The 25,201-nt window shown below is 69.0% G+C and carries 23 protein-coding genes; 5 read left to right on the forward strand and 18 right to left on the reverse strand.

Going from position 1 to position 25,201, the window contains the following annotated elements:
* Window positions 1–71: 71 nt before the first annotated feature.
* The 7 genes from bioA to FHT26_RS14535 form a co-directional block, all read right to left on the reverse strand.
* Window positions 72–1,376, reverse strand: a complete 1,305-nt coding sequence (gene bioA, locus FHT26_RS14505) for an adenosylmethionine--8-amino-7-oxononanoate transaminase (protein WP_168560825.1) — start codon at window positions 1,374–1,376, stop codon at window positions 72–74.
* A gap of 11 nt (window positions 1,377–1,387) precedes the next feature.
* Complete coding sequence (aceK, locus tag FHT26_RS14510; protein ID WP_168560826.1) at window positions 1,388–3,172, reverse strand: bifunctional isocitrate dehydrogenase kinase/phosphatase; 1,785 nt, start codon at window positions 3,170–3,172, stop codon at window positions 1,388–1,390.
* Window positions 3,173–3,185: 13 nt separating this feature from the next.
* A complete protein-coding gene (can, locus tag FHT26_RS14515; RefSeq protein ID WP_168560827.1) occupies window positions 3,186–3,863 on the reverse strand; it encodes a carbonate dehydratase in 678 nt (225 codons plus the stop codon).
* Between the two features lie 47 nt (window positions 3,864–3,910).
* A complete protein-coding gene (locus FHT26_RS14520; protein ID WP_168560828.1) occupies window positions 3,911–4,597 on the reverse strand; it encodes a Type 1 glutamine amidotransferase-like domain-containing protein in 687 nt (228 codons plus the stop codon).
* 37 nt (window positions 4,598–4,634) lie between these two features.
* Window positions 4,635–5,792, reverse strand: coding sequence for an ABC transporter substrate-binding protein (locus FHT26_RS14525; protein WP_168560829.1), 1,158 nt, complete (start codon window positions 5,790–5,792; stop codon window positions 4,635–4,637).
* Between the two features lie 201 nt (window positions 5,793–5,993).
* Window positions 5,994–7,172, reverse strand: coding sequence for an isovaleryl-CoA dehydrogenase (locus FHT26_RS14530; protein WP_168560830.1), 1,179 nt, complete (start codon window positions 7,170–7,172; stop codon window positions 5,994–5,996).
* Window positions 7,173–7,221: 49 nt separating this feature from the next.
* Window positions 7,222–7,641, reverse strand: coding sequence for a MerR family transcriptional regulator (locus FHT26_RS14535; protein WP_168560831.1), 420 nt, complete (start codon window positions 7,639–7,641; stop codon window positions 7,222–7,224).
* A 71-nt stretch (window positions 7,642–7,712) separates the two neighbouring features.
* Here FHT26_RS14535 and FHT26_RS14540 point away from each other — a divergent pair, with 71 nt between their 5' ends.
* On the forward strand, window positions 7,713–8,768 hold the full coding sequence (locus tag FHT26_RS14540; RefSeq protein WP_168561030.1) for an MBL fold metallo-hydrolase: 1,056 nt from the start codon (window positions 7,713–7,715) through the stop codon (window positions 8,766–8,768).
* Here the strand turns inward: FHT26_RS14540 and FHT26_RS14545 are convergent.
* From FHT26_RS14545 to FHT26_RS14565, 5 genes are all read right to left on the reverse strand, one after another.
* Window positions 8,765–9,478 carry a GntR family transcriptional regulator gene (locus FHT26_RS14545; protein WP_168560832.1) on the reverse strand — a complete coding sequence of 238 codons (714 nt, stop codon included), beginning with the start codon at window positions 9,476–9,478 and terminating at the stop codon, window positions 8,765–8,767. The two genes, FHT26_RS14540 and FHT26_RS14545, sit on opposite strands and share 4 nt — an antisense overlap.
* Before the next feature lie 3 nt (window positions 9,479–9,481).
* Window positions 9,482–10,363: an ABC transporter permease gene (locus tag FHT26_RS14550; RefSeq protein WP_168560833.1), complete on the reverse strand. Its 882-nt coding sequence runs from the start codon at window positions 10,361–10,363 to the stop codon at window positions 9,482–9,484.
* The gene (locus FHT26_RS14555; protein ID WP_168560834.1) at window positions 10,363–11,211 is read right to left on the reverse strand and encodes an ABC transporter permease; all 849 of its coding nucleotides are present in this window, start codon (window positions 11,209–11,211) and stop codon (window positions 10,363–10,365) included. The genes FHT26_RS14550 and FHT26_RS14555 overlap by 1 nt, the downstream gene beginning before the upstream one ends.
* Before the next feature lie 89 nt (window positions 11,212–11,300).
* Window positions 11,301–12,575, reverse strand: coding sequence for an ABC transporter substrate-binding protein (locus FHT26_RS14560; protein WP_168560835.1), 1,275 nt, complete (start codon window positions 12,573–12,575; stop codon window positions 11,301–11,303).
* A gap of 61 nt (window positions 12,576–12,636) precedes the next feature.
* On the reverse strand, window positions 12,637–13,629 hold the full coding sequence (locus FHT26_RS14565; RefSeq protein ID WP_168560836.1) for an ABC transporter ATP-binding protein: 993 nt from the start codon (window positions 13,627–13,629) through the stop codon (window positions 12,637–12,639).
* Window positions 13,630–13,833: 204 nt separating this feature from the next.
* Between FHT26_RS14565 and FHT26_RS14570 the strand changes: the two genes are divergently transcribed.
* On the forward strand, window positions 13,834–14,601 hold the full coding sequence (locus FHT26_RS14570) for an aspartate/glutamate racemase family protein (RefSeq protein WP_168560837.1): 768 nt from the start codon (window positions 13,834–13,836) through the stop codon (window positions 14,599–14,601).
* A gap of 63 nt (window positions 14,602–14,664) precedes the next feature.
* Here FHT26_RS14570 and FHT26_RS14575 read toward each other — a convergent pair whose 3' ends face one another.
* Window positions 14,665–15,504 (reverse strand): alpha/beta fold hydrolase, encoded by an 840-nt coding sequence (locus FHT26_RS14575; protein ID WP_168560838.1) that lies wholly within the window; start codon window positions 15,502–15,504, stop codon window positions 14,665–14,667.
* 88 nt (window positions 15,505–15,592) lie between these two features.
* Here FHT26_RS14575 and FHT26_RS14580 point away from each other — a divergent pair, with 88 nt between their 5' ends.
* The gene (locus FHT26_RS14580) at window positions 15,593–16,141 is read left to right on the forward strand and encodes an ABC transporter ATP-binding protein (protein WP_168560839.1); all 549 of its coding nucleotides are present in this window, start codon (window positions 15,593–15,595) and stop codon (window positions 16,139–16,141) included.
* A gap of 112 nt (window positions 16,142–16,253) precedes the next feature.
* On the opposite strand, the gene FHT26_RS14585 is transcribed toward FHT26_RS14580, so the two are convergent.
* Genes FHT26_RS14585 through FHT26_RS14600 form a run of 4 tightly spaced genes read right to left on the reverse strand, consistent with a single transcriptional unit; the run spans window position 16,254 to window position 21,022 of the window.
* A complete protein-coding gene (locus FHT26_RS14585; protein ID WP_168560840.1) occupies window positions 16,254–17,480 on the reverse strand; it encodes a M20 family metallopeptidase in 1,227 nt (408 codons plus the stop codon).
* Window positions 17,477–19,240, reverse strand: coding sequence for a 2-oxo-4-hydroxy-4-carboxy-5-ureidoimidazoline decarboxylase (gene uraD, locus FHT26_RS14590; protein WP_168560841.1), 1,764 nt, complete (start codon window positions 19,238–19,240; stop codon window positions 17,477–17,479). The genes FHT26_RS14585 and uraD overlap by 4 nt, the downstream gene beginning before the upstream one ends.
* Window positions 19,237–20,184 (reverse strand): allantoinase PuuE, encoded by a 948-nt coding sequence (gene puuE / locus FHT26_RS14595; RefSeq protein WP_168560842.1) that lies wholly within the window; start codon window positions 20,182–20,184, stop codon window positions 19,237–19,239. The genes uraD and puuE overlap by 4 nt, the downstream gene beginning before the upstream one ends.
* A gap of 22 nt (window positions 20,185–20,206) precedes the next feature.
* A complete protein-coding gene (locus FHT26_RS14600; protein WP_168560843.1) occupies window positions 20,207–21,022 on the reverse strand; it encodes a GntR family transcriptional regulator in 816 nt (271 codons plus the stop codon).
* A 48-nt stretch (window positions 21,023–21,070) separates the two neighbouring features.
* Between FHT26_RS14600 and uraH the strand changes: the two genes are divergently transcribed.
* Together uraH and FHT26_RS14610 are read left to right on the forward strand one after the other, a co-directional pair.
* The gene (uraH, locus tag FHT26_RS14605) at window positions 21,071–21,436 is read left to right on the forward strand and encodes a hydroxyisourate hydrolase (protein ID WP_168560844.1); all 366 of its coding nucleotides are present in this window, start codon (window positions 21,071–21,073) and stop codon (window positions 21,434–21,436) included.
* 5 nt (window positions 21,437–21,441) lie between these two features.
* Entirely contained in the window at window positions 21,442–22,641 is a 1,200-nt protein-coding gene (locus FHT26_RS14610; RefSeq protein WP_168560845.1) for a urate hydroxylase PuuD, read from the forward strand.
* Window positions 22,642–22,880: 239 nt separating this feature from the next.
* On the opposite strand, the gene FHT26_RS14615 is transcribed toward FHT26_RS14610, so the two are convergent.
* Window positions 22,881–25,139 (reverse strand): tetratricopeptide repeat protein, encoded by a 2,259-nt coding sequence (locus FHT26_RS14615; RefSeq protein ID WP_168560846.1) that lies wholly within the window; start codon window positions 25,137–25,139, stop codon window positions 22,881–22,883.
* Window positions 25,140–25,201: the final 62 nt, after the last annotated feature.

Consider the following 25,201-nt stretch of genomic DNA (forward strand, 5'->3'; position numbering starts at 1 on the left):
CAGGATGATCGGGCCCTTCGACAAGCTCAGGGCGAACGGGGGGTGGGCGGGCGACCGGGTGTGGCCGGGCTTCACGATGTGCACTCCTCCAGCGCGGCCAGCGCCCCTTGCGCCAGCTGCGCACACGCCGCCTCGTCGATCACGTACGGCGGCATGAAATACAGCGTGCTGCCGATCGGCCGCAGCATCAGGCCGTGGCGCAGCGCGGCCGCGTGGTAGCGGCGCGCGAACAGCGGGTCGGTGCTGTCGATGTCGAACGCCCACACCATGCCGAGCCGGCGGCTGCGCAGCACCGCCGGGTGCGCGCGCAACGGCTTGCACAGCGCATCCAGCCGCGCCGCGGTGGCGGCGTTGTGCGCCATCCAGTCGCGCTGGCCGAAGATCTCCAGCGTGGCCAGCGCGGCGCGGCAGGCCAGCGGGTTGCCGGTGTACGAATGCGAATGCAGGAAACCGCGCGCGGTGCGGTCGTCGTAGAACGATGCGAACACCTCGTCGGTCGTCAGCACCGTCGACAACGCCATCGTGCCGCCGGTCAGCCCCTTCGACAGGCACAGCAGGTCCGGCCGGATGCCGGCCTGCTGGTGCGCGAACAGGCTGCCGGTGCGGCCGAAGCCGACCGCGATCTCGTCGCACACCAGGTGCACCTGGTAGCGGTCGCACAGCGCGCGCACCTCGCGCAGGTACGCCGGGTCGTGCATCGCCATGCCGGCGGCGCACTGGATCAGCGGCTCGACGATCACCGCGGCGATCTCGTCGTGCTGCGCCTCCAGCACCGCCTGCAGCGCCTGCGCGCAGCGGCGCGAGACGTCGGCCGTCGTCTCGCCCGGCGCGGCCCCGCGCGCATCGGGGCTCGGCACCGTCGCGCTCAGGCGCACCAGCGGGCCGTAGGCCTCGCGGAACAGCGGGATGTCGGTGACCGACAGCGCCCCCACCGTCTCGCCGTGGTAGCCGCCTTCGAGCCCGACGAACTTCGTCTTGCCGGGCCGGCCGCGGTTGCGCCAGTGGTGGGCGCTCATCTTCAGCGCGATCTCGGTGGCGGCCGCGCCGTCGCTGGCGTAGAACGCGTGGCCCAGCCCGGTGAGCTGCGCCAGCCGTTCCGACAGCGCCACCACCGGCTCGTGCGTGCAACCGGCCAGCATCACGTGGCACAGCGTGTCGAGCTGCGCATGCAGCGCCGCGCGCAGGTGCGGGTGGCCGTGGCCGAACAGGTTGACCCACCACGAGCTGATGCCGTCGAGGTAGCGGCGGCCGGCGCCGTCGAGCAGCCACACGCCGTCGGCGGCGGCCACCTCGAGCAGCGGCTGCGTCTCGTGCTGCTTCATCTGGCTGCACGGGTGCCACACCGCGGCGCGGCTGCGTTCGTTCAATGTCGTCATGGCACGGGTCGTCATTCCGGGTTCTGCTGCGCCGCGCGCAGCCTCCGCTGGTTCTTGAAGCGCTTGGCCGGGTCGTACGGGAACACGTCGTGCACATGCCCGGCCTGGATGCGCTCCTTGCGGCGCTGCCAGAAATCGGCGTCCAGCAGGTCGGCGTGGTGCTTCATGAACACCTCGCGCACGCCCGGGTGGCCGAGCAGGAAGGGCCCGAAGGTTTCGGGGAACACGTCGCGCGGCCCGACCCGGTACCAGACCTCGGACGAGAGTTCCTCCTCGTCGGTGCGCGGCGCCGGCACGCGCCGGAAACTGCAATCGCTCAGGTACTCGATCTCGTCGTAGTCGTAGAACACCACCTTGCCGTTGCGCGTGACGCCGAAGTTCTTCCACAGCATGTCGCCGGGAAAGATGTTGGCCGCGACCAGGTCCTTGATCGCATTGCCGTACTCGATCACCGCATGCTCCATCTGCTCGGGCGTGGCCTCCTGCAGGTAGATGTTCAGCGGAATCATCCGGCGCTCGATGTAGACATGGCGGATCACCAGGTCGTCGCCGTCCTCTTCGAGCAGGCTGCCGCAGAAGTGCTTCAGCTCGGCCACCAGCTCCTCGTCGAAGCGCACCCGCGGAAAGGCCACGTTGCTGTACTCCAGCGTGTCGGCCATGCGGCCGACGCGGTCGTGCTGCTTGACCAGCAGGTACTTGCTCTTGATCAGCTCGCGCGTGGTTTCCTTCTGCGGCGGGTAAAAGTCCTTGATCACCTTGAACACGTACGGGAACGACGGCAGGTCGAACACCAGCATCACCATGCCCTTGATGCCGGGCGCGATGCGGAAGGTGTCGCTGCTGTGCCGCAGGTGCGCGAGCAGGTCGCGGTAGAAGATGTTCTTGCCCTGCTTCTGCAGCCCGATCGCGCTGTACAGCTCCGAGCGCGGCTTGCGCGGCATCAGCGTGCGCAGGAACTGCACATAGGCCGACGGGATCTCCATGTCGACCAGGAAGTAGGCCCGCGCGAAGCTGAACAGCATCAGCAGGTCGTCTTCGCTCAACAGCACGGTGTCGACCGTGAGCCCCTTGCCGCCGGCGCTGTGCAGGATCGGCAACGCGAACGGCGTCTCGCGGAAGCCGTTGATCACCTTGCCGACCGCGTAGGCGCCCTTGTTGCGGAAGAACAGCGAGCTCAGCACCTGGATCTGGAAGTTCGCGCGCGGCCGGAAATCGCCCATCTGCGCGTCGACCGCCGCCAGCACCTGGTCGATGTCGCGCTCCAGGTCCTCGAACTCGCCGGCCAGTTGGAAGTTGTGCACCACCCGCAGCCAGGTCTCGCGCAGCGTGTCGCGCGTCGGGTAGTAGGCGCGGTAGGTCGGCTGCGAGGCCGGTTCGTCGTTCTCGATGTACTCGGTCGACACCGCCGGACGCACGAAGATGAAGTCGTTGTTGAAGTAGCTGCGGTGCAGGATCTTCGTCGTGACCGAATTGAAGAAGGTCTCGGCAAGCTCCGGCTGGTGGTGGTTGGTCAGCAGCCCGATGTAGTGCAGCTTGGTCTCCTGCCAGACCTCCATCGACAGCGTGCCGGCCTGGAAATCGCACTGCAGCCGCTCGACCGCTTCGTCGACGCGCAAGTCGTAGAACTCGATGCGCTCGCGCTGTGCGCGCTGCTGGCCGTGCCAGTCGGCCGCCTCGAAGCGCTGCTTGGCGCCGGCGCTGGCCGCGCGGAACAACCGGTAGTGCCGGTTGAAGCCGTCGAGCATCGCCTGCGCGATGCCGAACGCGCGCGCGTCGGTGAGGGCCTGCGGGAACATCGCGCGCGCCTCGTCAGCCGGTGGTGGCCCCGATGGATGCATAGCGCGACTGCAGGCCGGCCAGCGCCGCCTCGTAGGCACTGCCGACCGCTTCGGCGCTGCCGATCGTGATCTTCATGTCCTGCAGCAACCCGTTGTACAGGCCGTAGAACCAGCCGTGCACCACCAGGTCCTGGCCGCGCCGCCAGGCCTCCTCGACCACCGTGGTCTGGCAGACGTTGCGCGCCTGCTCGATCACGTTCAGCTCGCACAGCGCGTCGACGCGGCGCGATTCCTGCACCGTGTCGAGCCAGGCCTGGTGCTTGTTGCGCACGTCCTTCACATGGCAGATCCAGTTGTCGGCCAGCCCGACGCGGCGGTCGTGCAGCGCCGCCGCGACGCCGCCGCAGCCGGAGTGGCCGACCACGATGATGTGCTTGACCTTCAGCATGTCGGTCGCGAACTGGATCACCGACAGGCAGTTCAGGTCGGAGTGCACCACCACGTTGGCGACGTTGCGGTGCACGAACAGCTCGCCCGGCGCCAGGTCGACCAGCTCGTTGGCCGGCACCCGGCTGTCGGCGCAGCCGATCCACAGGTACTGCGGCGCCTGCTGCGCCAGCAGCCCGGTGAAGAAGCCCGGCGAACGCGCCTCGGTGCGCTGCGCCCACAGGCGGTTGCTGTCCAGGAGTTCTTGCAGTTCGATGGTCATGATGTTGCAGTGCAGCGAAGACGCGGCAGTGTAAGCAGTTGCTGCGGTCAGGGAAGCAGCCGGGTTTCGAGCGCGACCGGCTCGCCGTCGGTCCAGCGGTGGGCGCGCTTGCCGTCGACCGAGCTGACGGCTTCGACCAGCCGGCCCTGCGCATCCAGCCGCACCGCGGCGCTGTCGTCGCAGGCCAGGCAGTCGCCGGCATGGGCGCGCGCCGTCTGCTCGACCAGCGGCCGGCGCCACGATTCGCCGTCGTAGTGCGGGCAGAAGCTGCCGGCGGCGAAGCCGAGTCCCTCCTTGACGCCGCCGCCGGGCACGCTGTCGGTGACGTAGCGGTCGAACCAGCAGTTCGCGCCGGCGCTGATGCCGGCCAGCACGCCGCCGGCGTCGAGCAGGTCGGCGAAGGCGGCCGGCAGGTCGTAGAGCTGCCACACCGCGAGCATCGCCGGCGTGTTGCCGCCGCCGACGTAGACGACGTCGCTCGCGAGCACCTCGGCGCGCAGGTCGAGCGTGCGGTCGAACGCGAACAGCGGCAGGTGACGGGCCTCGCAGTCGAGCTTCGCGAAGGCCTTGTAGAAGCGCAGCAGGTAGTCGGGGCTGTCGCCGCTGGCGGTGCCGACGAAGCTCACGCGCGGGCGCGGCCGGCGGGCGAGCGAGAGGAGGTAGTTGTCGAGGCGGGGGTTGTCCGGCTCCATCGAGAAGCCGCCCCCGCCCAATGCCACGATGTGTCCCGTCATGCCCACGCTCCCGCGGGGCACGATGCGGACCCCGTCGTCAGTTGAGGATCTTGCCGTTCGCGCCGAACATCGCGAAGTTCACGTAGTGCGAACCCGGCTTGTCGTTGACGCTGAAGTCGAGCGTGTAGCCGCCGACGTCGATCGCGCTGGCAGCGTTCAGCGCCGCGGTCACCGCGGCCGGCGTCAGCGAGCTGCTGGTCTCGAGCACCTTGACCAGCGCCTTCGCGGCGATGAAGCCTTCGATCGAACGGGCCGACAGGTCGGGGTTGTTCGATGCGGCCTTCAGCTGCATGTACTCGCGCACCACCGCCAGGTTGCTCTGCTGCAGCAGCGGCAGCACCACCGAGAACGCATAGCCGCGCGCACGCTCCGGGCCGAGCGCCTTCAGCAGCGCATCGGTGTCGATGATCGACATGCCGTACAGGATGCCCTGGCCGCCCTTCGCGGCGTACTGCTTGACGAACTCGATGCCGGCCGCGGTGGTCGCGCCGAGGAACACCACCTGTACCTTCGAGTCGATGATCTCGGCAACCGACTTCTCGACCTGCACCGTGTTGCGCGGGTAGCCGCTGGCCACCGCCAGTTCGATGCCATGCGTCTGCGCGGCCGCTTGCGCACCGGCCAGCACGTCCTTGCCCAGGCCGTCGTCCTGGTAGACCAGGCCGACGCGCTTCACGCCGACATGCGACAGCTGGTCGAACAGGCGGCCCACTTCGTCGTGGTAGCTCGCCTTCACGATGTGCATGCCCGGCGCCTTGACGACCGTGGCCGCACCCGACACCGCGCCGACCAGCGAGGTCTTGGTCTGCGTGTAGACGCCGTCCTTGGCCAGCGCCTCGAGGTTGGCGGTGCCCACCGTGCTGATCATCGCGACCGGTGCCTCGGCGGCGATCAGCTCGCGCGTCAGGCGCACGCTGTCTTCGGGCTTCTGTGCGTCGTCGCGCGTCACCAGCTTGATCGGCCGGCCGCGCACGCCGCCCTTCAGGTTCACGGCATCGAAGTACAGCTTCGCGCCGGCATTCATCGCCTTGCCGGTCACGGCCTGCGGGCCGCTGAACGGTGCGACCTGGCCGATCACGATCGGATCGGCGGCCAGCACGGCGAACGGGAGGGCCAGCGTGGCAGCCAGCAGGCCGGAGACGGCCAGCGTGTGCAGACGGATGCGCTGCACAGCGGAAGTCGGTTTGGTGTCCATCAGATGTTCCGGTATGGCGCGAACGGCGCCGTATGGGCAGCATCTTAGAAAGTCGGGCCGGGATTTCCCTAGTCATTCCGCGATTCATTTGCAAGCCGATGTGAATTGATGCGCGGAGTTTTTTCTTGCTTTTTGGGTGCCGCGCGATATTCGCCCCAAGCTGTCAAAAAGCCGTCAGCAAATCGGTTCGGCACAGCATATTCACATCGTCTCGGCGAACAGCTCGCGGCCGATCAGCATCCGCCGGATCTCCGAAGTGCCCGCGCCGATTTCGTAGAGCTTCGCGTCACGCCAGAGACGGCCGAGCGGGTATTCGTTGATGTAGCCGTTGCCGCCGAAGATCTGCACGCCCTCGCCGGCCATCCAGGTGGCCTTCTCGGCGCACCACAGGATCACGCTCGCGCAATCCTTGCGCACCTGGCGCACATGCTCGACGCCGAGCGCATCGAGGTTCTTGCCGACGGTGTAGCAGAAGGCCCGCCCGGCCTGCAGCACGGTGTACATGTCGGCGACCTTGCCCTGGATCAGCTGGAACTCGCCGATGCTCTGGCCGAACTGCTTGCGGTCGTGGATGTACGGCACCACGTTGTCCATCACCGACTGCATGATGCCCAGCGGCCCGGCCGCCAGCACCGCGCGCTCGTAGTCGAGCCCGCTCATCAGCACCTTGGCGCCGCCGTTCAGCGTGCCCAGCACGTTGGCGGCCGGCACCTCGACGTTCTGGAACACCATCTCGCCGGTGTGCGAGCCGCGCATGCCGAGCTTGTCGAGCTTCTGCGCGGTGCTGAACCCCTTCATGCCCTTCTCGACGATGAAGGCGGTGACGCCGCGCGCACCGAGCTCGGGTTCGGTCTTCGCGTAGACCACCATCGTGTCGGCGTCGGGGCCGTTGGTGATCCACATCTTGGTGCCGTTGAGCAGGTAGTGGCCGCCCTTGTCTTCGGCCTTCAGCTTCATGCTGATCACGTCGGAGCCGGCGCCCGGCTCGCTCATCGCGAGCGCGCCGACGTGCTCGCCGCTGATCAGCTTCGGCAGGTACTTGCGCTTCTGCGCCTCGCTGCCGTTGCGCTTGATCTGGTTCACGCACAGGTTGCTGTGCGCGCCGTAGCTCAGGCCGACGCTGGCCGACGCGCGGCTGATCTCTTCCATCGCGATCATGTGGGCCAGGTAACCCATGTCGGCGCCGCCGTATGCCTCGCTGACGGTGACGCCGAGCACGCCGAGCTCGCCCATCTTGCGCCACAGGTCCATCGGGAACTGGTCGCTGCGGTCGATCTCGGCGGCACGCGGGGCGATCTCGGCTTCGGCGAAGGCGCGCACGGTGTCGCGCAGCGCATCGATGTCTTCGCCGAGCTGGAAGTCGAGTCCGGGCAGGTTCATGGGGTCGTCTCCGTGGGTCTTGTGATCAATCGGGGGATGGGGCGGTCGGTCAGGGCGAATTCAGCAGCCGCTTCGCCTCTTTCTCGTGCGTGCGCACCTCGTCGAGCGTGACGTGCAGGTCGGCCATCTGCTGCTCCAGCTGCTGGCGGTGCAGCGCCAGCACGGTGAGGAATTTCTTCAGCTGGGCCTGCGTGTCGCGCGGCGACTCGTACATGTCGACCAGCTCCTTCACCTCGGACAGCGTGAGCCCGAGCCGCTTGCCGCGCAGCGTCAGCTTCAGCCGCGTGCGGTCGCGCGCGGTGTAGATGCGGTTGCGGCCGGCGCGCTGCGGCGACAGCAGCCCGCAGTCCTCGTAGAAGCGGATGGCCCGCGTCGTCAGGTCGAATTCGCGCGCGAGCTCGCTGATCGTGTAGGTGATTCCCGGGGTGGGCGACGGGGTGGACGCCTCGGCGACAGCAGCGTGCGGCATGAAAACCTAGAATCGGCTGATTGACGTATACGTAAAGTGTAGCCGCCCCCATGACACCCACCCCCAAGCCGATGAACGAGCTCGAGCGAGCGCTGCAGTACCCGCTGGGCGAGGTCCTGCCCGAGACGGGCCGGATGCTGGAGGTGGCGCCCGGCGTGCGCTGGCTGCGCATGCAGCTGCCGTTCGCGCTCGACCACATCAACCTCTGGCTGCTGCGCGACGAGATCGACGGCCGCGCCGGCTGGACGATCGTCGACTGCGGCATCACCAACGACGCGACGCGCGCGGCCTGGGAGCAGGTGTTCGCGACCGAGCTGCAAGGCCTGCCTGTGCTGCGGGTGATCGTGACGCACATGCACCCGGACCACATGGGGCTGGCGCACTGGCTGACCGAACGCTGGAACGTGCGGCTGTGGATCAGCGCGACCGACTACAACGCGGCGCGACTGGCCAGCACCTCCACCACCGGCTTCGGCGGCGAGGCGGCAGCGGCGTTCATGGCCAGCCACGGGCTGACCGACCCGGAGGCGGTCGCGAAGATCAAGGCGCGCAGCAACTACTACGCGACGATGGTGCCGCAGGTGCCGGCCGCGTTCCGCCGGCTGCTCGACGGCATGGTGCTGACCATCGGCGGGCATGGCTGGCAGTGCATCTCGGGCTACGGGCATGCGCCGGAGCACATGTCGCTGTACTGCACCGCGCTCGGCGTGCTGATCTCGGGCGACATGCTGCTGCCGCGCATCTCGACCAACGTCAGCGTGATCGACCTGGAGCCCGAGGCGGACCCGCTGCCGTTGTATTTGTCATCGATCCAGCGCTTCAACGCGCTGCCGGCCGACACGCTGGTGCTGCCGTCGCACGGCCGACCGTTCCGCGGCATGCACACGCGCATCCAGCAGCTGGTGACGCACCATGACGAGCGCTTTGCCGACGTGATGACAGCCTGCGCCGAGACGCCGCAGAGCGCGGCCGACCTGCTGACGGTGCTGTTCAGCCGCAAGCTCGACCTGCACCAGACGACGTTCGCGATGGGGGAGTCGATCGCGCACCTGCATGCGCTGTGGCTGGCGGGGAAGCTGGTGCGCTCGGTGGGCGGCGACGGGGTGTACCGCTTCGCGTCCGCCTAGGTTCGGTACGCCCTGAACACGTCGCGCAACGCCGGCCCCGCTTTCACCGCCGGCTGCGACAGCGACTTCTCGATCTCGTTCAGGTGCCGCCGCATCTCGGTCGACGCGCCCGCGCCGGCCCCCTTCGCGATCACCTGCAGCAACTGCTGGTGGCTGTGCGCGACGCACATCGGCTCGCCGGGCGACTTGTAGAGCGCCATCAGCAGCGAGGTGGTCGGCAGCAGCTCCTCGAGCAGCCGCACGAAGATCGGGTTGCCGCTCATGCGCGCCAGCTTCAGGTGGAACTCGCCCGACAGCCGGATCGCCTCCTGCTTGTTCTGCGACTTCGTCGCGCGCGCCTCGGCGTCGACCAACTGGCGCAGCTCGGCCAGCTGCTCGGTGCTGAGCTTGCCGGCCAGCCGCCGCGCGACCTCGCACTCCACCACGCGCCGCGCATCGAACACATGCTCGCCGTCGCGCCGCGTCGGCTCGGGCACCTGCGCGCCGCGGTTCGGCCGCAGCACGATCACGCCGTCCTGCGCCAGCTTGTGCAGCGCCTGCCGCACCAGCGTGCGCGACACCGCGAAGGTCTGCGCCAGCTCCTCCTCGCGCAGCCGCGAGCCGGGCGCGAGGCGGTGGTCGATCACCGCGGCATAGATGGCGTCGTAGACGCGGTCGGCGGCCACCGGCGGCGGCGTCGGATCTTCAGTGCGGACCTGGCGGGCGGGCATGCGTCATTGTCGGTCGCCGCGGCGCTTGCCGAGCCACTTCACCAGCGCCAGCGTGCAGCCCATCACCATGAACGACACGATGGTCGTCACGGTGCCGAGCGCATAGATGGCCGGCGTCGTGACGGTGCTGGTCAGCCCCTGCAGTTCCAGCGGCAGCGTGTTGACGTCGCCGATCGCCTGCGAGGTGCGCGCGATCTCGTCCCAGCTCAGCGTGAAGCCGGACATGCCGACCCCCACCAGCGCCGGCGCGATCAGCGGCAGCACCACGTGGCGGAAGCCCTGCCACGGCGTCGCGCCCAGGTCGCGCGCCGCTTCTTCATAGGCCGGGTTGAAGCGGTTGAACACCACCAGCATCACCAGCAGGCCGAACGGCAGCGTCCACGTCAGGTGCGCACCGAGCGCCGAGGTGTACAGGCCCATCGCGGTGCCGTAGCCTTCGAGCAGGCTGGTCGCGCCCAGGCTTTCCAGCACGGCCTTGAACGCGGTGTCGATCAGGCGGAACTGCAGCCCGATGCCGAGCGAGACGACGATCGACGGCATGATCAGGCTCGCCACCGTGGTGTAGAACAGCAGGCCCGAGCCGGTGAATTTCTTGCGGAACGCGAGGCCCGCCCCGAGCGACAGCAGCACCGTCAATCCCATCACGACCGTGCCCAGTGCCACCGAGCGGCGGAACGCGGCCGCGATGTCGACCACCCCCATGCCTTCCCACAGCTTCGCGAACCAGTGCAGCGACACGCCGCGCATCGGAAACGTCAGCCCGCCTTCGGGGCCCTGGAAGCTCAGCACGAAGATGGCAATCATCGGGCCGTACAGGAACAGCACGAAGGCACCGAACACGGCGGCGAGCGCGTAGAAGCTGCGGGGGCGGCGGTCGACGTGCATCAGAGTTGCTTCCGGATGTCGACCAGCCGCGTCAGGCCCCAGATCATCATCAGCACCACCGCCAGCAGGATCACTGCATTGGCCGCGGCCATCGGGAACTGCAGGTACGAGGTCTGCACCTGGATGATCTTGCCGACCGACGCGATCTGCTGGCCGCCCATCACGCCGATGGTGACGAAGTCGCCCATCACGATCGTGATGACGAAGATCGAGCCGATGATGATGCCGGTGCGCGACAGCGGCACCACCACGTTCCACACCGTCTGCCAGCCGCTCGCGCCGCTGTCGCGCGCGGCCTCGATCAGCGCGCGGTCGATGCGCATCATCGAGTTGAAGATCGGCACGATCATGAACATCGTGTTCAGGTGCACGAAGGCCAGCACCACCGAGAAGTCGCTGAACAGCAGCCACTCGATCGGCGTGTCGATGACGTTGATCGCCTGCAGCCCCTGGTTGATCAGCCCGTTGCGCCCGAGCAGCGGAATCCACGAGATCATGCGGATCACGTTGGACGTCCAGAACGGCACGGTGCACAGCACGAACAGCAGCGTCTGCATGCCGACCGAGCGCACATGGAACGCGAGGAAATACGCCACCGCGAAGCCGATCAGCAGCGTGGCCAGCCAGACCAGCAAGCAGAACTTCAGCGTCGACAGGTAGGTGCGGACGGTGGTCTCGCTGAAGACGTCGAGGTAGTTCTGCAGCGTGAAGGCCGGGATCAGCTCGTAGTCGGTGGCACGCCAGAAGCTCACCGCCAGCACCAGCAGCAACGGCAGCACGAGAAACAGCACGAACACCAGCGTGAACGGTGCGGCTTGCAGCCATGCGGTGAGGCGGATGGGCTTCATGGCGGATCAAGCAACGCCCCGGGATCCGGCTTTGCCGGGCCCAGGGGTGGCGCCCCTTGGGGGCAGGAGCGCAGCGACTGGGGGGCTCATCAAGCGGCTACGAACTCATTCCACTTCTGAACCATGTACGCGTTCTCGTCCATGATCGCGTTCCAGCAGGCGATGCCGCCCATGCGGGTCTCGTAGCTGCCGCCGTCGCGCACGCTGCCGGCCTTGGCCAGCAGGTCGCCGTTGGGCGACTTGATGTCCTGCGACGCCGCCTTGCCTTCCATCCAGTAGGCCCATTCGTAGGCTTCCATCTTCGCCTTCGCGGTCTCCAGCACCGCGCTGTAGTAGCCCTGGCGGTTCAGGTATGCGCCGGCCCAGCCGTCGAGGAACCAGTTGATGAACTCGTAGACCGCGTCGGCCTTCTTGCCGCTCACCGTCTTCGGCACGCCGAAGCCGGCGGCCCAGGCGCGGTAGCCTTCCTTCAGCGGCTGGAAGGTGCAGGCGATGCCCTTGGTGCGCACCGCGGTGACGGCCGGCGACCACATCGACTGGATCACGACCTCGCCGGAGGCCATCAGGTTCACGCTCTCGTTGAAGTCCTTCCACAGCGCGCGGAACTGGCCGGCCTTCTTCGCCTCGATCAGCGTCTTGATCGTCAGGTCGATTTCCTTCTTCGTCATGTTCCCCTTGTCGGGGTACTTGTACAGCCCGGCGGCCTCGACCACCATCGCCGCGTCCATGATGCCGATCGACGGGATGTTCAGGATCGCGGCCTTGCCCTTGAACTCCGGGTTCAGCAGTTCCTTCCACGATTCGATCGGGCGCTTGATCAGGTCCGGGCGGATGCCCAGCGTGTCGGCGTTGTAGACGGTGGGAATCAGCGTCATGAACTGCGTCGGCTCCTTCGCGAAGTCCTTCGCGGTCGGCGACGCGACGTACATCACCTTCTTCGGCGCGGTGCCCTGGTCGCCGACCTTCTTGCCGCCGACCTCGCCCTTGGTGAACAGCGTCGTGATCTTGTCGGCGTTCTTGATGCGCCTGGTGTCGATGCCCAGCAGGTTGCCGGTCGGCAGGATCTTCTTCAGCGAGAAGTACTCGGTGTCGATCAGGTCGAACGAGTTCGGCGCGGTGACGGCGCGCTTGGTCACGTCGTCGGTGGTGACCGGGATGTACTGGATCTCGATGCCGGTGTCGGCCTTGAACTTGTCGGCGATGGCCTTGTCCTGGTTCACCGCGGTGCCCAGGTAGCGCAGCGTGATCTTCTCCTGCGCGTGCACGAACGGGAAGGCCAGCGCGCCGCCGGCGGCGGCGGCGCCCTTCAGCAGCGTGCGGCGGCCGAGTCGGGGCGTGCCGTTCGGATCTTGGTGGTCGGTCATCGGGTGCTCCTCGGGGTGATGGGTGATGCGGACTCTCGGGGATGAATCTCGGCCGGGCGGCTCAGGCCAGCGCGTGCGCTTCGGCCGCGGCCCAGCTGACGTGCACGGTGTCGCCGGGTGCGAACGGCGCGGCGTCGAAGCGCGCGTCGGGCAGCGTCGCGGTCCATTGGGTGTCGGCCGGCTCGCCGTGCGGCGCCAGGCTCACCTGCACGTACGTGCCCTGGTACTCGACGGCCTTGACGGCGGCGGCACGCGACGCACCGGCCGCTTCGCGCGCGAGCGTCATGCGATCGGCGCGCACCGCGACGGCACCGGCCGCCGATGCGATCACGTTGTGCGCGCCCATGAAGCGCGCGACGAACTCGCTGCGCGGCGCGTTGAACACCTCGCGCGGCGAGCCGGTCTGTTCGATGCGGCCCTGGTTCATCACGACCACCTGGTCGGCCAGCGCCATCGCCTCTTCCTGCGAATGCGTCACGTGCACGAAAGTGAAACCGAGCTCCTGCTGCCAGCGCTTCAGCTCGGCGCGCATCTGCACGCGCAGGAACGGGTCGAGCGCCGACAGCGGCTCGTCGAGCAGCAGCACGCGCGGCTCGGTCATCAGCGCGCGCGCCAGCGCCACGCGCTGCTGCTGGCCGCCGGACAGCTCGCTCGGCAGCCGCGCGAGGTACGGCGTCATCGCGACCAGCGCCAGCAGCTCGCGCGCCCTCGCATGGCGCTCGGCCGGCGGCCTGCCGCGCATCTTCCAGCTGAAGGCGACGTTGTCGAGCACGCTCAGGTGCGGGAACAGCGCATAGCTCTGGAACATCATCGCGGTGCCGCGGTCGGCCGCGGCGCTGTAGGTGATGTACTTGCCGCCGAGCAGGATCTGCCCGTCGCTCGCGAGCTCATGCCCGGCGATCATCCGCAGCGTCGAGGTCTTGCCGCAGCCCGAGGGACCGAGCAGGCAGCAGTAGCTGCCGGACGGAATCGCCAGGTCGATGCCATCGACCGCGACCGTGTCGCCGTAACGCTTGACGAGCGAGGTGAGCACCAGGGACGAGTCGGGCTTCATGGACCGACCTGTATGCAAAGCATGTGCCACGGGATGCCGCCCCGAAAGCCCCCGCGAGGCGCACCAAGTGGGATCCTTGTCGTGGCCGTCCGCCCGGATTTGGGGCGGCACTGCGCCTCGGAACGGGCGCACGACTTGCTCAGGTTTTGCCCTGTTCGGGTTTGCTTTGTATACAAAGTAGCCCGCAGACCTGAGGAACCCACCATGAAGATCCGCGTGATCAACCCCAACACCAGCGCGTCGATGACGGCCAAGATCGGCGAGGCCGCGCGCGCGGTGGCGTCGCCCGGCACGGTGATCGACGCGGTGCAGCCGAGCTTCGGTGCGCCGTCGATCGAAGGCCACCATGACGATGTGTGGGCCGCCGCCGGCGTGGCCGAGCAGGTGCGTGCCGGCGAACGGGACGGCGCCGACGCGCACGTCATCGCCTGCTTCGGCGACCCCGGCCTGCATGCCGCGCGCGAGCTGGCGCGCGGGCCGGTGATCGGCATCGCCGAGGCGGCGTTCCATTGCGCATCGCTGCTGGCGACCGGGTTCTCGGTCGTCACGACGCTGACGCGCACCTGCGTGATCGCCGAGCACCTGGTGCTGCAGTACGGCTTCGAGCGGCGCTGTCGCGGCATCCACGGCACCGACATCGCGGTGCTGGAACTGGACGACCCGGCGAGCGACGCCCATGCGCGCATCCTGGCGAGCGCGCGCCAGGCGCTGGAACGCGACCGCTCCGGCGCGATCGTGCTGGGCTGCGCGGGGATGGCCGACCTGTGCGCGCGGCTGCAGGCCGAACTGGGCGTGCCGGTGGTGGACGGCGTGGCCGCGGCGGTCAAGCTGGCCGAGGGACTGGTCGCGATCGGGCTCGGGACGAGCAAGCGCGGGGACTATGCGTGGCCGCTGCGGAAAGACTATGTCGGATTGGCAGCGCCGTACTCGCCGGGTCCGGAGTTGAGCGGGCAGGAGACCCGTTCGGGCTGAGCCTGCGAAGAACGCTTCGACAGGCTCGGCGCGAACGGTTGTGGGCGCGGCCCGCCCACAGGCTCAGGGCGAACGGACGGTCGGCGGCACCAGCCGCGCGATCATCGACCTGACCGCCTCGCGGTACAGCGCCGGGTCGTCGTCATGCAGCCGGCTGTGCGAGCCGCCGCTGAACTCGACCCAGCGCGTGCCGGCCGGTGCCGCGTCGCGCAGCGCACGCCCGAGCGTCACCGGCACCGTGTCGTCGGCGCCGCCGTGCATGATCAGGATCGGTGCATCGATGCGGCCGATCTTGTCGACCGAATCGAACTGCTCGTTCGCGAGCCACGAGACCATCGTGCCGAGCACCCCGAGCGCCGCCGCCACGTCGGGCAAGCGCGTGAAGGTCGATTCGAGGATCAGCCCGCCGTAGTCGCGCCCGCCGTGCTTGCGGCTGGCCAGGTCGACCGCCACGCCGCCGCCCATCGAATGGCCGAAGATCACGCGCCGCCGCGGATCGGACTGGTGCTTCACCAGCTCGGCCCATGCGGTGTCGGCATCGGCCAGGATCGTCGCCTCCGACGGGATCAGCGGCGTGCTCTCGCCCCAGCCGCGGTAGTCGACCGCCAGCACCGAGAAGCCGGCGTCGCGCAGCGCGTCGATCTTCGGCAGGTTGCGGTACAGCGCGCGGAAGGTGCCGTGCAGGTACAGCAGCGTCGGCGCCTGTGGATCGGCATTCGGCATCCACCACAGCTGCAGGCGATCGGGCACGCCGGGGGTCGCGCCCGGCACCGCTACCGCATACGACACGTCACCCGCACGCAGCGCGAACTCGGCCGGCTGGCCCGGCGAGGGTCGGAACACCCATTGCCTCTGCTTCAGGTCCCACCACGCACAGCCGTGCAGCAGGATGACGCACGACACCAGCGCACACCAACGCGTACACAGCCATCCGACACGCCTGGACGCTTGCCTCCAAAAACCGGGTCGAGAGTTCGCGACAATCACCGCCATGAAGTTTCCTGCCCTGGCGTCTGCCGTGTGCGCCTGCGGCGTGTCGATCTGCGCCCCTGCGCACACCGTACCCGCCGCCACCGACGCGCCCGACACGCCGCCGGCCACTGTAGCCGCCCCCGCGCCATCGACGGCTCCGGCCGAGAATGTCTGGCGGCTGATGTACTCGCCGCTGACGTACCACTACTCGCGCGACCCCGACCACCAGTACGTGTGGATGCTCGGCGTCGAGCGCGAGCGGCCGAACGGCGTGGTCTCGGGCCTCACCTACTTCAGCAACTCGTTCGGCCAGCCCAGCGCCTATGCCTACGTCGGTCAGCGGCTGACCGACTTCAGCGACTGGAACCGGCTCTATGCGCAGTGGACCGCCGGGCTGATCTACGGCTACAAGCCGCCGTTCGACGACAAGGTGCCGCTGAACTACAAGGGCTTCTCGCCCGGGCTGGTGCTGACGGTCGGCTGGCAGCTGACGCCCACGCTGTCGACCCAGGTCAACGTGCTGGGCAACTCGGCGCTGATGTTCCAGCTGTCGGCCGTGGTGCCTTGACCCCTCGCCCGGCGGGTACGCCGGTCGATCCCCCGGGGGGATGCGGGCCGGCTTGGGGCGGCCCGGCGCTCGGCCCGCTTGGCGCTCGGCCCGCCCGACGCCGGACATGCGCTTACAGCAGATCGCGCAGCGCGCGCGCCACCACCTTGGTCGCGCGGCGCAGGTCGTCGAGCACCACATGCTCGTCGGCCCGCTTCGCGTTGCTCTCGAACACCGTGCGCGGCCCGGCACCGTAGATCACCGCCGGGATGCCGCGCTCGCTGTAGAGCCGCACGTCGGTGTACAGCGGAGAACCCGAGGTCGGGATCGGCTCGCCGAACACCGCTTCGCCATGCCGCTGCAGCGCGTCGACCAGCGGCTGGTTGCCCGGCAGCGGCTGCAGCGCACGCGCCAGCAGCAGCCGGCGGATCTCGACCGTGATGCCCGGCACCTGCGCGGCCGCTTCGGCGATCACCGCGCGCAGCGCCGCCTCGACCTCGACCGGGTTCTCTTCCGGGATCATCCGGCGGTCGAGCTTCAGCACCACCTTGCCCGGCACCACGTTGGTGTTGGTGCCGCCTTCGATGCGACCGACATTCAGGTACGGGTGGCGAATGCCCGGCACCTTCGACGTGAGCTGCCGGTACTGCGTGTTCTGCGCATACAGCGCGTTCAGCAGCGCGACCGCGCCCTGCAGCGCGTCGATGCCGGTGTCGGGGATCGCTGCATGCGCCATGCGGCCGTGCACCGTCACTTCCAGCTGCAGGCAGCCGTTGTGCGCCGTCACCACCTGGTAGCTGAAGCCGGCGGCGATCAGCAGGTCGGGCTTCGTCAGACCCTGCGCCAGCAGCCAGCCGGGGCCGAGCTCGCCGCCGAACTCCTCGTCGTAGGTGAAGTGCAGCTCGACGCCGCCCTTCAGCGGCATGCCGAGCGCTTCGAGTGCGCGCACCGCGAAGGTGTAGGTCGCGAAATCGCTCTTGCTGACTGCCGACGCGCGGCCGTAGAGCCTGCCGTCGGCGATGTCGCCGCTGTACGGGCCGTGCGTCCAGCCGTCGCCCGGCGGCACCACGTCGCCGTGCGCATTCAGCGCGATGGTCCTGCCCTCGCCATAGCGGCGACGCACGATCAGGTTGGTGATGCTTTCCAGGCCGGCCGCGCGCACGTCGTCGCCCGGCACCGCATGCCGTTCGGCCTCGAAGCCGAACTCCGCCAGCAAGGCCGCGGTGCGCTCGGCATGCGGCGCGTTGTGGCCCGGCGGAGTGTCGGTGGGCACCTGCACCAGTGCTTGCAGGAAGCGGGTCTGCTCGTCGAAATGCGCGTCGATCCACGCATCGAGGCGCGCATACGCGTCGTCGCTCATGTCGTCTCCAGGTGATCCAGCAGGTGCTGGAAGGCTTCGACGCACAGCTGCGCGTCGTGGTTGGTGATGGTCTCGAGCGGGTTGTGGCTGATGCCGGCATTGCCGCCGCGCAGGAACAGCATCGCCTGCGGCATCACCTCGTGCAGCTTCATCGCGTCGTGGCCGGCGCCGCTGGGCATGCGGTGCACCGGCAGGCCGCTCGCCTCGACCGCGCGCTCCCAGCGCCGCTGCCAGTCCGGCGCGCTCGGCGCGGCCGACGCGCGCAGCGTTTCTTCGAGCGTGTGCTGCACGCCGCGCCGCCGGCAGATCTGCTGCAGCTCGGCCACCACGTCGCGCGCCAGCGCATCGCGCGCTTCGTCGGTGGTGGCGCGCAGGTCGAGGCTGAACCGGCAGCGCCCGGGCACGACGTTGATCGAGCCGTTCGGCACGTTCAGCATGCCGACGGTGCCGACCAGGTTCGGCTGCGCGGCGGCGCGCGCTTCGACATACAGCGCCAGCTCGGCCACCGCGGTCGCGGCATCGCGGCGCCGGTCCATCGGCGTGGTGCCGGCGTGGCTCGCGAGGCCGATCACTTCGCCGAGGTAGCGCACGCTGCCGTTGATCGACGTGACGACGCCCAGCGGCAGGTCGAGTTCGTCGAGCACCGGGCCCTGTTCGATGTGCACCTCGACGAAGCCGAGGTACTGCGCGGGATCGCGCCGCAGCGCGGGGATGGCCGCGGGGTCGAGGCCGGCGGCACGCATCGCGTCGCGCATCGGGATGCCGTCGGCATCGCGCTGGTCGAGCCAGCGGGCGTCGAACTGGCCGATCAATGCGCCGGAGCCGAGGAAGGTCGCCTTGTAGCGCTGGCCTTCTTCTTCGGCGAAGCCGACCACCTCGATGCCGTGCTTCAGCCGGCGGCCGGCGCGGTGCAGTTCGCGCACGCAGACCATCGGCACGAAGATGCCGAGCCGGCCGTCGTACCGGCCACCGTTGCGCACGGTGTCGAAGTGCGAGCCCGTGAGCAGCCGCGGCGCCGCGGCATCGTGGCCGCGGTAGAGGCCGACCACGTTGCCGACCGCATCGACCGACACCTCGTCGAAGCCGCAATCCTGCATCCAGCACACCAGCTGCCGGCGGCAGGCCGCGTGCGCGTCGGTCAGGTAGGTGACGGTCAGCTGGCCCTGCTCGGCATACCCCGGATCGGTGTGTTGCGCGAGCAGCTCGGCGCAGTCCCACACCTGGTTGCCGAGCGTTGGCTCGCTGCCGAACTTGTCGTCCAGGCGCAACTCGGCGATGCGGTCGATCTGGCGCAGGCATTCGGCCAGCTCGACGTCGGGATGGCCGTCGACGCGGCGCGCGAAGGTCTCGATGACCTGCGCGCGCGTGAGCCCGCTGCCGCGCGGGCCGCGCACCGCCAGGATGAACGGCCAGCCGAAGCGCTCGCGGTAGGCGGCGTTCAGCGCCTGCAAGCGCGCGTACTCGAGCTCGGAGCACTGCATCAGGCCCGACACCGATTGCTCGCTCGCCGACTCGCTCGTCAGCGCGACGCGGGCCTTGCCGGCCAGCTCCGGGTGCGCCCGCACCAGCGCCAATTGCTCGTCGCGCGGCGCATCGCGCACCACCCGCACCAGTGCATGCTTCAGCTGCGCGAGGCTCGCGAACGGCGCCGCGGCAAACGCCCGCTCGGCGATCCACGGCGAATGCTCGTACACGCCGTCGAGCAGTGCGACGAAGCCCTCGACCGAGGCTTCGTTCAGTTGCTGCAGGCTGATGCTCATCGCCAGACCCAGGCGTTGTCGGCGTTGAACGGATGCACGCTCTTCCAGTGGCGTGCGATGTCGACACGGCGGCACACCCACACCCGGTCGTGCGCCTCGACATGGTCGAGGAAGCGCTGCAGCGCGCGGAAGCGCCCCGGCCGCCCGAGCAGCCGGCAGTGCATGCCGACGTTCATCATGCGCGGCGACTCGTCGCCCTCGGCGTACAGCACGTCGAAGCTGTCGCGCAGGTAGGTGAAGAAATCGTCGCCGGTCGCGAAACCCTGCGGCAGCGAGAAGCGCATGTCGTTGGTGTCGAGCGAATACGGCACGACCAGGTGCGGCGCGAGGCTGCCGTCGGTCTTGCGCACCTGCAGCCAGAACGGCAGGTCGTCGCCGTAGTGGTCGCTGTCGTATTCGAAGCCGCCGTAGTCGGCCACCAGGCGGCGGGTGTTCGGGCTGTCGCGGCCGGTGTACCAGCCGAACGCGCGATCGCCGGTCAGCTTGTGGATGATGTCCATGCCGATATCCATGTGCTGCCGCTCGGTGGCCTCGTCGACCTGCTGGTAGTGGATCCAGCGCCAGCCGTGGCAGGCGATCTCGTGGTCGAGCTCGACGAAGGCCTGCGTCAGCTCCGGGTGGCGCTCCAGCGCCATCGACACGCCGAACACCGTCAGCGGCAGCGCGCGCCGCTCGAACTCGCGCAGCAGCCGCCACACGCCGACGCGCGAGCCGTATTCGTAGATCGACTCCATCGACAGGTGGCGCGCCGGGTAGCTGGCCGGGTTGAACATCTCGGACAGGAACTGCTCGCTGCCGGCATCGCCGTGCAGCACGCTGTTCTCGCCGCCCTCTTCGTAGTTCAGCACGAACTGCAGCGCGATGCGGGCGCCGCCCGGCCATTCGGCATGCGGCGGGTGTTCGCCGTAGCCGGCGAGATCGCGGGGATAGGACAGTGGTGGCATGGCTGCGGGTTCCGGGTCGGACTCAGGCAGGGGCCGGCGCGGTGCCGGCAGGATGGGGCAGGCGCGGGGCGAGGCTCAGGTTGCGCTCGACGCTGCGCAGGTGGACCTGCATCAGCCGCACCGCGGCGCGCGCATCGCGCCGCTCCAGCGCGTCGACGATGGCCACGTGCTCTTCGAAGGAATGCTCGGCCGAATGCGCCGACTGGTACATCAGCGAGATCAGCGACGAGCGCGACACCAGGTCGGCCAGCAGCTCGGCCAGCACCTCGTTGCCGAGCATGCGCGCGAGCACGACGTGGAAATCGGCCAGCAGCCGCGTGCGGCCGGTGACGTCGGTGCGCTGCACCGCCGCCTGCTCGGCGGCCAAGTGGGCGCGCAGCTCGGCGATCTGCGCGGCGTCGAGTTCGCCGGCGGCGCGGCGCACCATCGCCGCCTCGACCAGGTGGCGCACCTCGAACACCTGGCGCGCCTCGTCGACGCTCGGTTCGGCCACGCGCGCGCCGCGCGCCGGCTCGAGCGTGACGAGCTTGTCGCGGCTCAGCTGGTTCAGCGCCTGGCGCACCAGCGTGCGCGAGACCTTGAAGATGTCGGCGATCTTCTGCTCGGCGAGCTTGGTGCCGGGCATCAGGCGGCGCTCGACGATGGCGGTGGTGATGGCGTCGGCGATGCGCTGCGTGGTGGTTCCACCGCCGCGGGTGGCATCGTCCTTGCTGGCATTGCCCTTGCCCGCACTGCCCTTGCCCGGATCGCCCTTGCCCGCACCACCCTTCGCCACGCGTGCAGCCGCGGCACGCCGCATCGGGCGGATCTGTTTCAGCGGTGCGGCGGTGCGGGGCATGTCCGGGCGGTTGGCTCTCGAAATCAAAGTGTATACACTTTCGCCACCATGGGAAAACTGACGACGCACGTGCTCGACACGATGAACGGTTGCCCCGCCGCCGGGATGGCGGTGCGCCTGTATCGCATCGAGACAGGCCTCGGCGGCGGCGTCCCGCAGCTGTTGCGCAGCGTGCAGCTCGATGCCGACGGCCGCGCCGGCGGGCCGTTGCTCGAAGGCGCGGATTTCCTGGCCGGCCGCTACCGGCTGGTGTTCGAGCTGGCCGACTACTTCCGCGCGCGCGGCGTCGCGCTGCCCGACCCGCCCTTCCTCGACAGCGTGCCGCTCGACTTCGGGCTGGCCGACGCCACGTCCCACTACCACGTGCCGCTGCTCGCGAGCCCGTGGGCCTACTCCACCTACCGCGGCAGCTGACGCGCATGGAAGCGTATGTGCTCGATTGGCTCAACCTGCTGCTGCGCTGGGCGCACGTCGTCGTCGCGATCGCGTGGATCGGCTCGTCGTTCTACTTCGTCTTCCTCGACAACAGCCTGCTGAAGCCCGATGCCCCCGACCTGAAGGAGAAGGGCGTCGACGGCGAGCTGTGGGCGGTGCACGGCGGCGGCTTCTACAACCCGCAGAAGTACCTGGTGGCGCCGAAGTCGCTGCCCGCCCACCTGCACTGGTTCTACTGGGAGAGCTACTCGACCTGGCTGACCGGCTTCGCGCTGTTCACCGTGCTGTACCTGTGGCAGGCGAGCACCTTCCTGATCGACCCACGCGTGCATGCGTGGCCGCCGGCCGCGGCGATCCTGGCGGCGCTGGCCTTCCTCGCGGTGTTCTGGCTGGTCTACGACGGCATCTGCCGCGTGTTCGGCCGGCGCGTGCACGGCGACCGCATCGTCGGCGCGGCCGTCGCGGTGGTGGTGGTGGCGGGCGCGTGGCTCGCGTGCCAGCTGTTCGCCGGCCGCGCGGCCTTCCTGCTGGCCGGCGCGATGATGGCGACGGCGATGAGCGCCAACGTGTTCTTCTGGATCATCCCCGGCCAGCGCACCGTGATCGCGCAGATGCGGGCCGGCGAGCCGGTCGATCCGGTGCACGGCCAGCGCGCCAAGCAGCGCAGCGTGCACAACACCTACTTCACGCTGCCGGTGCTGGCCGCGATGCTCGGCAACCACTACGGCTTTCTGTACGGCGCAAAGCACAACTGGGCGGTGCTGGTGTTGGTGATGGGGGCGGGCGCGCTGATCCGCCATGCCTTCGTCGTGCGGCACAAGGCGCGGGTGCAGGGCAAGCGGGTGCCGTGGGAGTTCGCGGTGGCGGGCACGGTGATGCTGCTGAGCGTTGCGGTGTGGCTCGCGCCGGCATCGAGGCCGGCCGCGCAAACGGCTCAGCCCGTCACGTTCGCGCAGGTGCAGCAGGTGATCGGCACACGCTGCGTGATGTGCCACAACGAGCAACTGGCGAACAAGAACGTGCGCCTCGACTCGCCCGCCGCGATCGCGCTGCATACGCAGCAGGTCTACCAGCAGGCGGTGGTGCTGAAGCTGATGCCGCTGAACAACGCGACCGGGATCACCGAGGACGAGCGGGGGCTGTTGAAGCGGTGGTTCGAGGCAGGGGCTTCGGCTTCGCCTTGAGGCCCCCCTACTTCATGGTGGGGATGAGGGGGGGCAGGACGATTGACGCACGGTTGCTGGCCAACCTATGCTGGGCCGCATGAGTGCCGGCCGCAAGGCCCTGCCTCTCCGCTGCCGCTGTCAGCGGAGGAAATGCGACACGTTTGTGGAGGACCGATCGGTTCCCCCACGCTCTGAGCGTTTGTGGCCGCTGCTCCGATGTCATGGAGCAGCCTCCAGCGCGCGACGCGGCGGCGGCATCATGGCGGCAACACGTATCGCGTGCTCGGACCGTTGCCGGTCTGCTCCAGCAGGCCAAGTTGCGCAAGCGTGCTCAGGTGCTTGGAGGCCGTGGCCAATCCCACGCCGCACACCTGCGCGTAGATGCTCTTCTGGATCGAGCCGGCGCGGAACAGGTGATCGAGCACCGCGATGCGCCGCTGCTCCTGCAGCAACTCGCCGGCTTGCTGTTGCCATCGCGTCGCGAGCTGCTGCTCCCGCGTCAGCTCGCGGTTGAACGTCGCCCGCAGTCCTTCGAGTTCCGCGGCGAACTCGTCGCCCAGGCCGTGCTTGCCGATCAGTGACAAGGCCGCCTCGCGTTCCTTGCTCGAGATCGCCAGGTAGGCATTGGCGATCGCCAGGTGGGCGCTGATGTGCGCCTGCGCGCCCATCGGCACGGCCAGCACCGCGCGCTGGCGCTGCACTTCGGCCATCTCCTCGAAGTGCGCGGCAAACTCTTCGGGCAGCAGGCGGTCGTAGGTCTGGCCGTCGCGCGGGCCGAGGATCTCGGCCTTCAGGTTGCGCGTCGCTTCGGCATGGCCGGGGTCGCTTTCGGCGGCCGGCCCCTTCAACGCCGCGGCGGCGTGCGCATCGCCCAGGCGCTCGTCTTCCGCGTCCTGGCCGATCTGGAAGCGCTTGTAGTGCGCCTCGGCCAGGTTGTAGTGGGCGCGCCGCATGTGCAGCGGCAGCTTGGCCCGGCTGCCGATGTCCAGTGCGAGCCGGTATTGCTCGATCGCCAGGTCGTAGCGGCCTTGCCAGAAATAGGTGGCCCCGAGGTTCAGGCGCGTGCTGCTCTCCATCTCCGGCTCGAGGGCGATGCGCTTGCCCATGTCGAGAATGCGCTCCGAGCAGGCGATCGCGCGCTCGAAGTCCTTCGCCCCGCCGTGGATCAGGCTGAGGTTCAGGTATGTGATGAGGATGGAACGCTGATCGCCCAGGCGCTCGAAGATGTTCAGGGCCCGGTGCTTGTGCATGAGCGCGCGCTGCAGCTCGCCGGCACGCCGCCAGTACTCGCCCCAGGTCTGTTCCAGCATGCCGATCGCTTCGGGCTTCAGTGCGTGCTCGGATCGCAGTTGCTCGGCCTTCTCGAGCACCGTGCGCGAGCGCGGGTCATTGCGCAGCACATGCAGCCAGGCCAGCTTGACGAGCGTCCCCAGATATTCCTGGACCGTCTGCGCTTCATCGCCCTCGCCGGCCTGGCGCGCGAGGCGCAGGAATTCGGCGCTGTCCTCGTAGCAGACGAAGGCGCGGTCGGTGTCTCGCAGCTCGTAGAACTTGCCGAGTGCCCCGTAGGCCTGGCCGAGCATCAGCTTGTCGTCGGCCGTGCCGGCGATGCGCAACGCCTGCTCGTACGCCTGCCGTTCGCGCTCCTCGGCGCTGCGCACCTGCCAGATCGATGCCTGGGCGAGGCACATCGCGAAGCGGACGCGCGCCGGCAGCGATTCGCCGGCCATGCGCTCCAGCATCAGGTCGGTCTCCGGATCGGCGGCCAGTTCGATCCGGAACCGTTGCAGCAGCTCGACCGCGGCATCCCAGTCCTTCGCCTGCAGCTGGTGCCACCAGGCGGTCGGCGCGTCGCGCAGCAGCAGCGCATCGGCGGCCCGCAGTCGATGCCAGACGGTGCACGCCTCGGCGTCGTCGAGGCCCAGCCGCACGTGGGCCTGCGCCTGTGCCATGCGTCGCAGGCCCTGTGTCTTCTCGCCGACGCGCAGCGGGTCCATCAGGCCCTCGGCGATCAGGCGCCGGCCCTTGTCCAGGTAACGGTAGAAGGTGCTGGGGCCGACCGCCCACAGCCCGCACAGGTTCTCGGCCGGCGACTCGTCGGGGCGGCGGTGGTAGCGCTGGCGAAAGTCCGGCACCGGCGCGAAACCGAAGTGGCACATCACCGCCAAGAAAGGGCGCCAGCTGGTGCGCTCGATCCAGGCCTGGCTTTCGATGCCGCCCAGGTCGGCGTGCTGGTCGGGTCGCAGTTGCAGCACGGCCCAGCGCAGCCACAGCGACACCGCTTCCGCGCCGGCGGACTCGCCGCGCAGCGCATCGCCCGAGGTGCCGAGCACCGGCCTGAGGAACCTGCGGGAAAACCAGCGCGTGAAGCGCGGGCGGCGCCGCAGCAGCTCGTCGAGCGTGCCGGCCTTGTGCGCGGCCAGCGCCAGTGCGAGCAACGCATCGACCACCGCAGCCGGCAGCAAGGGGGCGACCGGCGACGCGACGGACTGCAAATTAGGGGGGTGTCTCACCATGACAGACCTATCGTCTCCGGATCGTCTGGCGCTCCTGGCGCGGCGCGCACCGCGAGGGCGTG

Origin of the sequence: Rhizobacter sp. SG703 (assembly GCF_012275445.1) — a bacterium.
In the GTDB taxonomy this organism is placed as follows: Bacteria; Pseudomonadota; Gammaproteobacteria; order Burkholderiales; family Burkholderiaceae_C; genus Rhizobacter.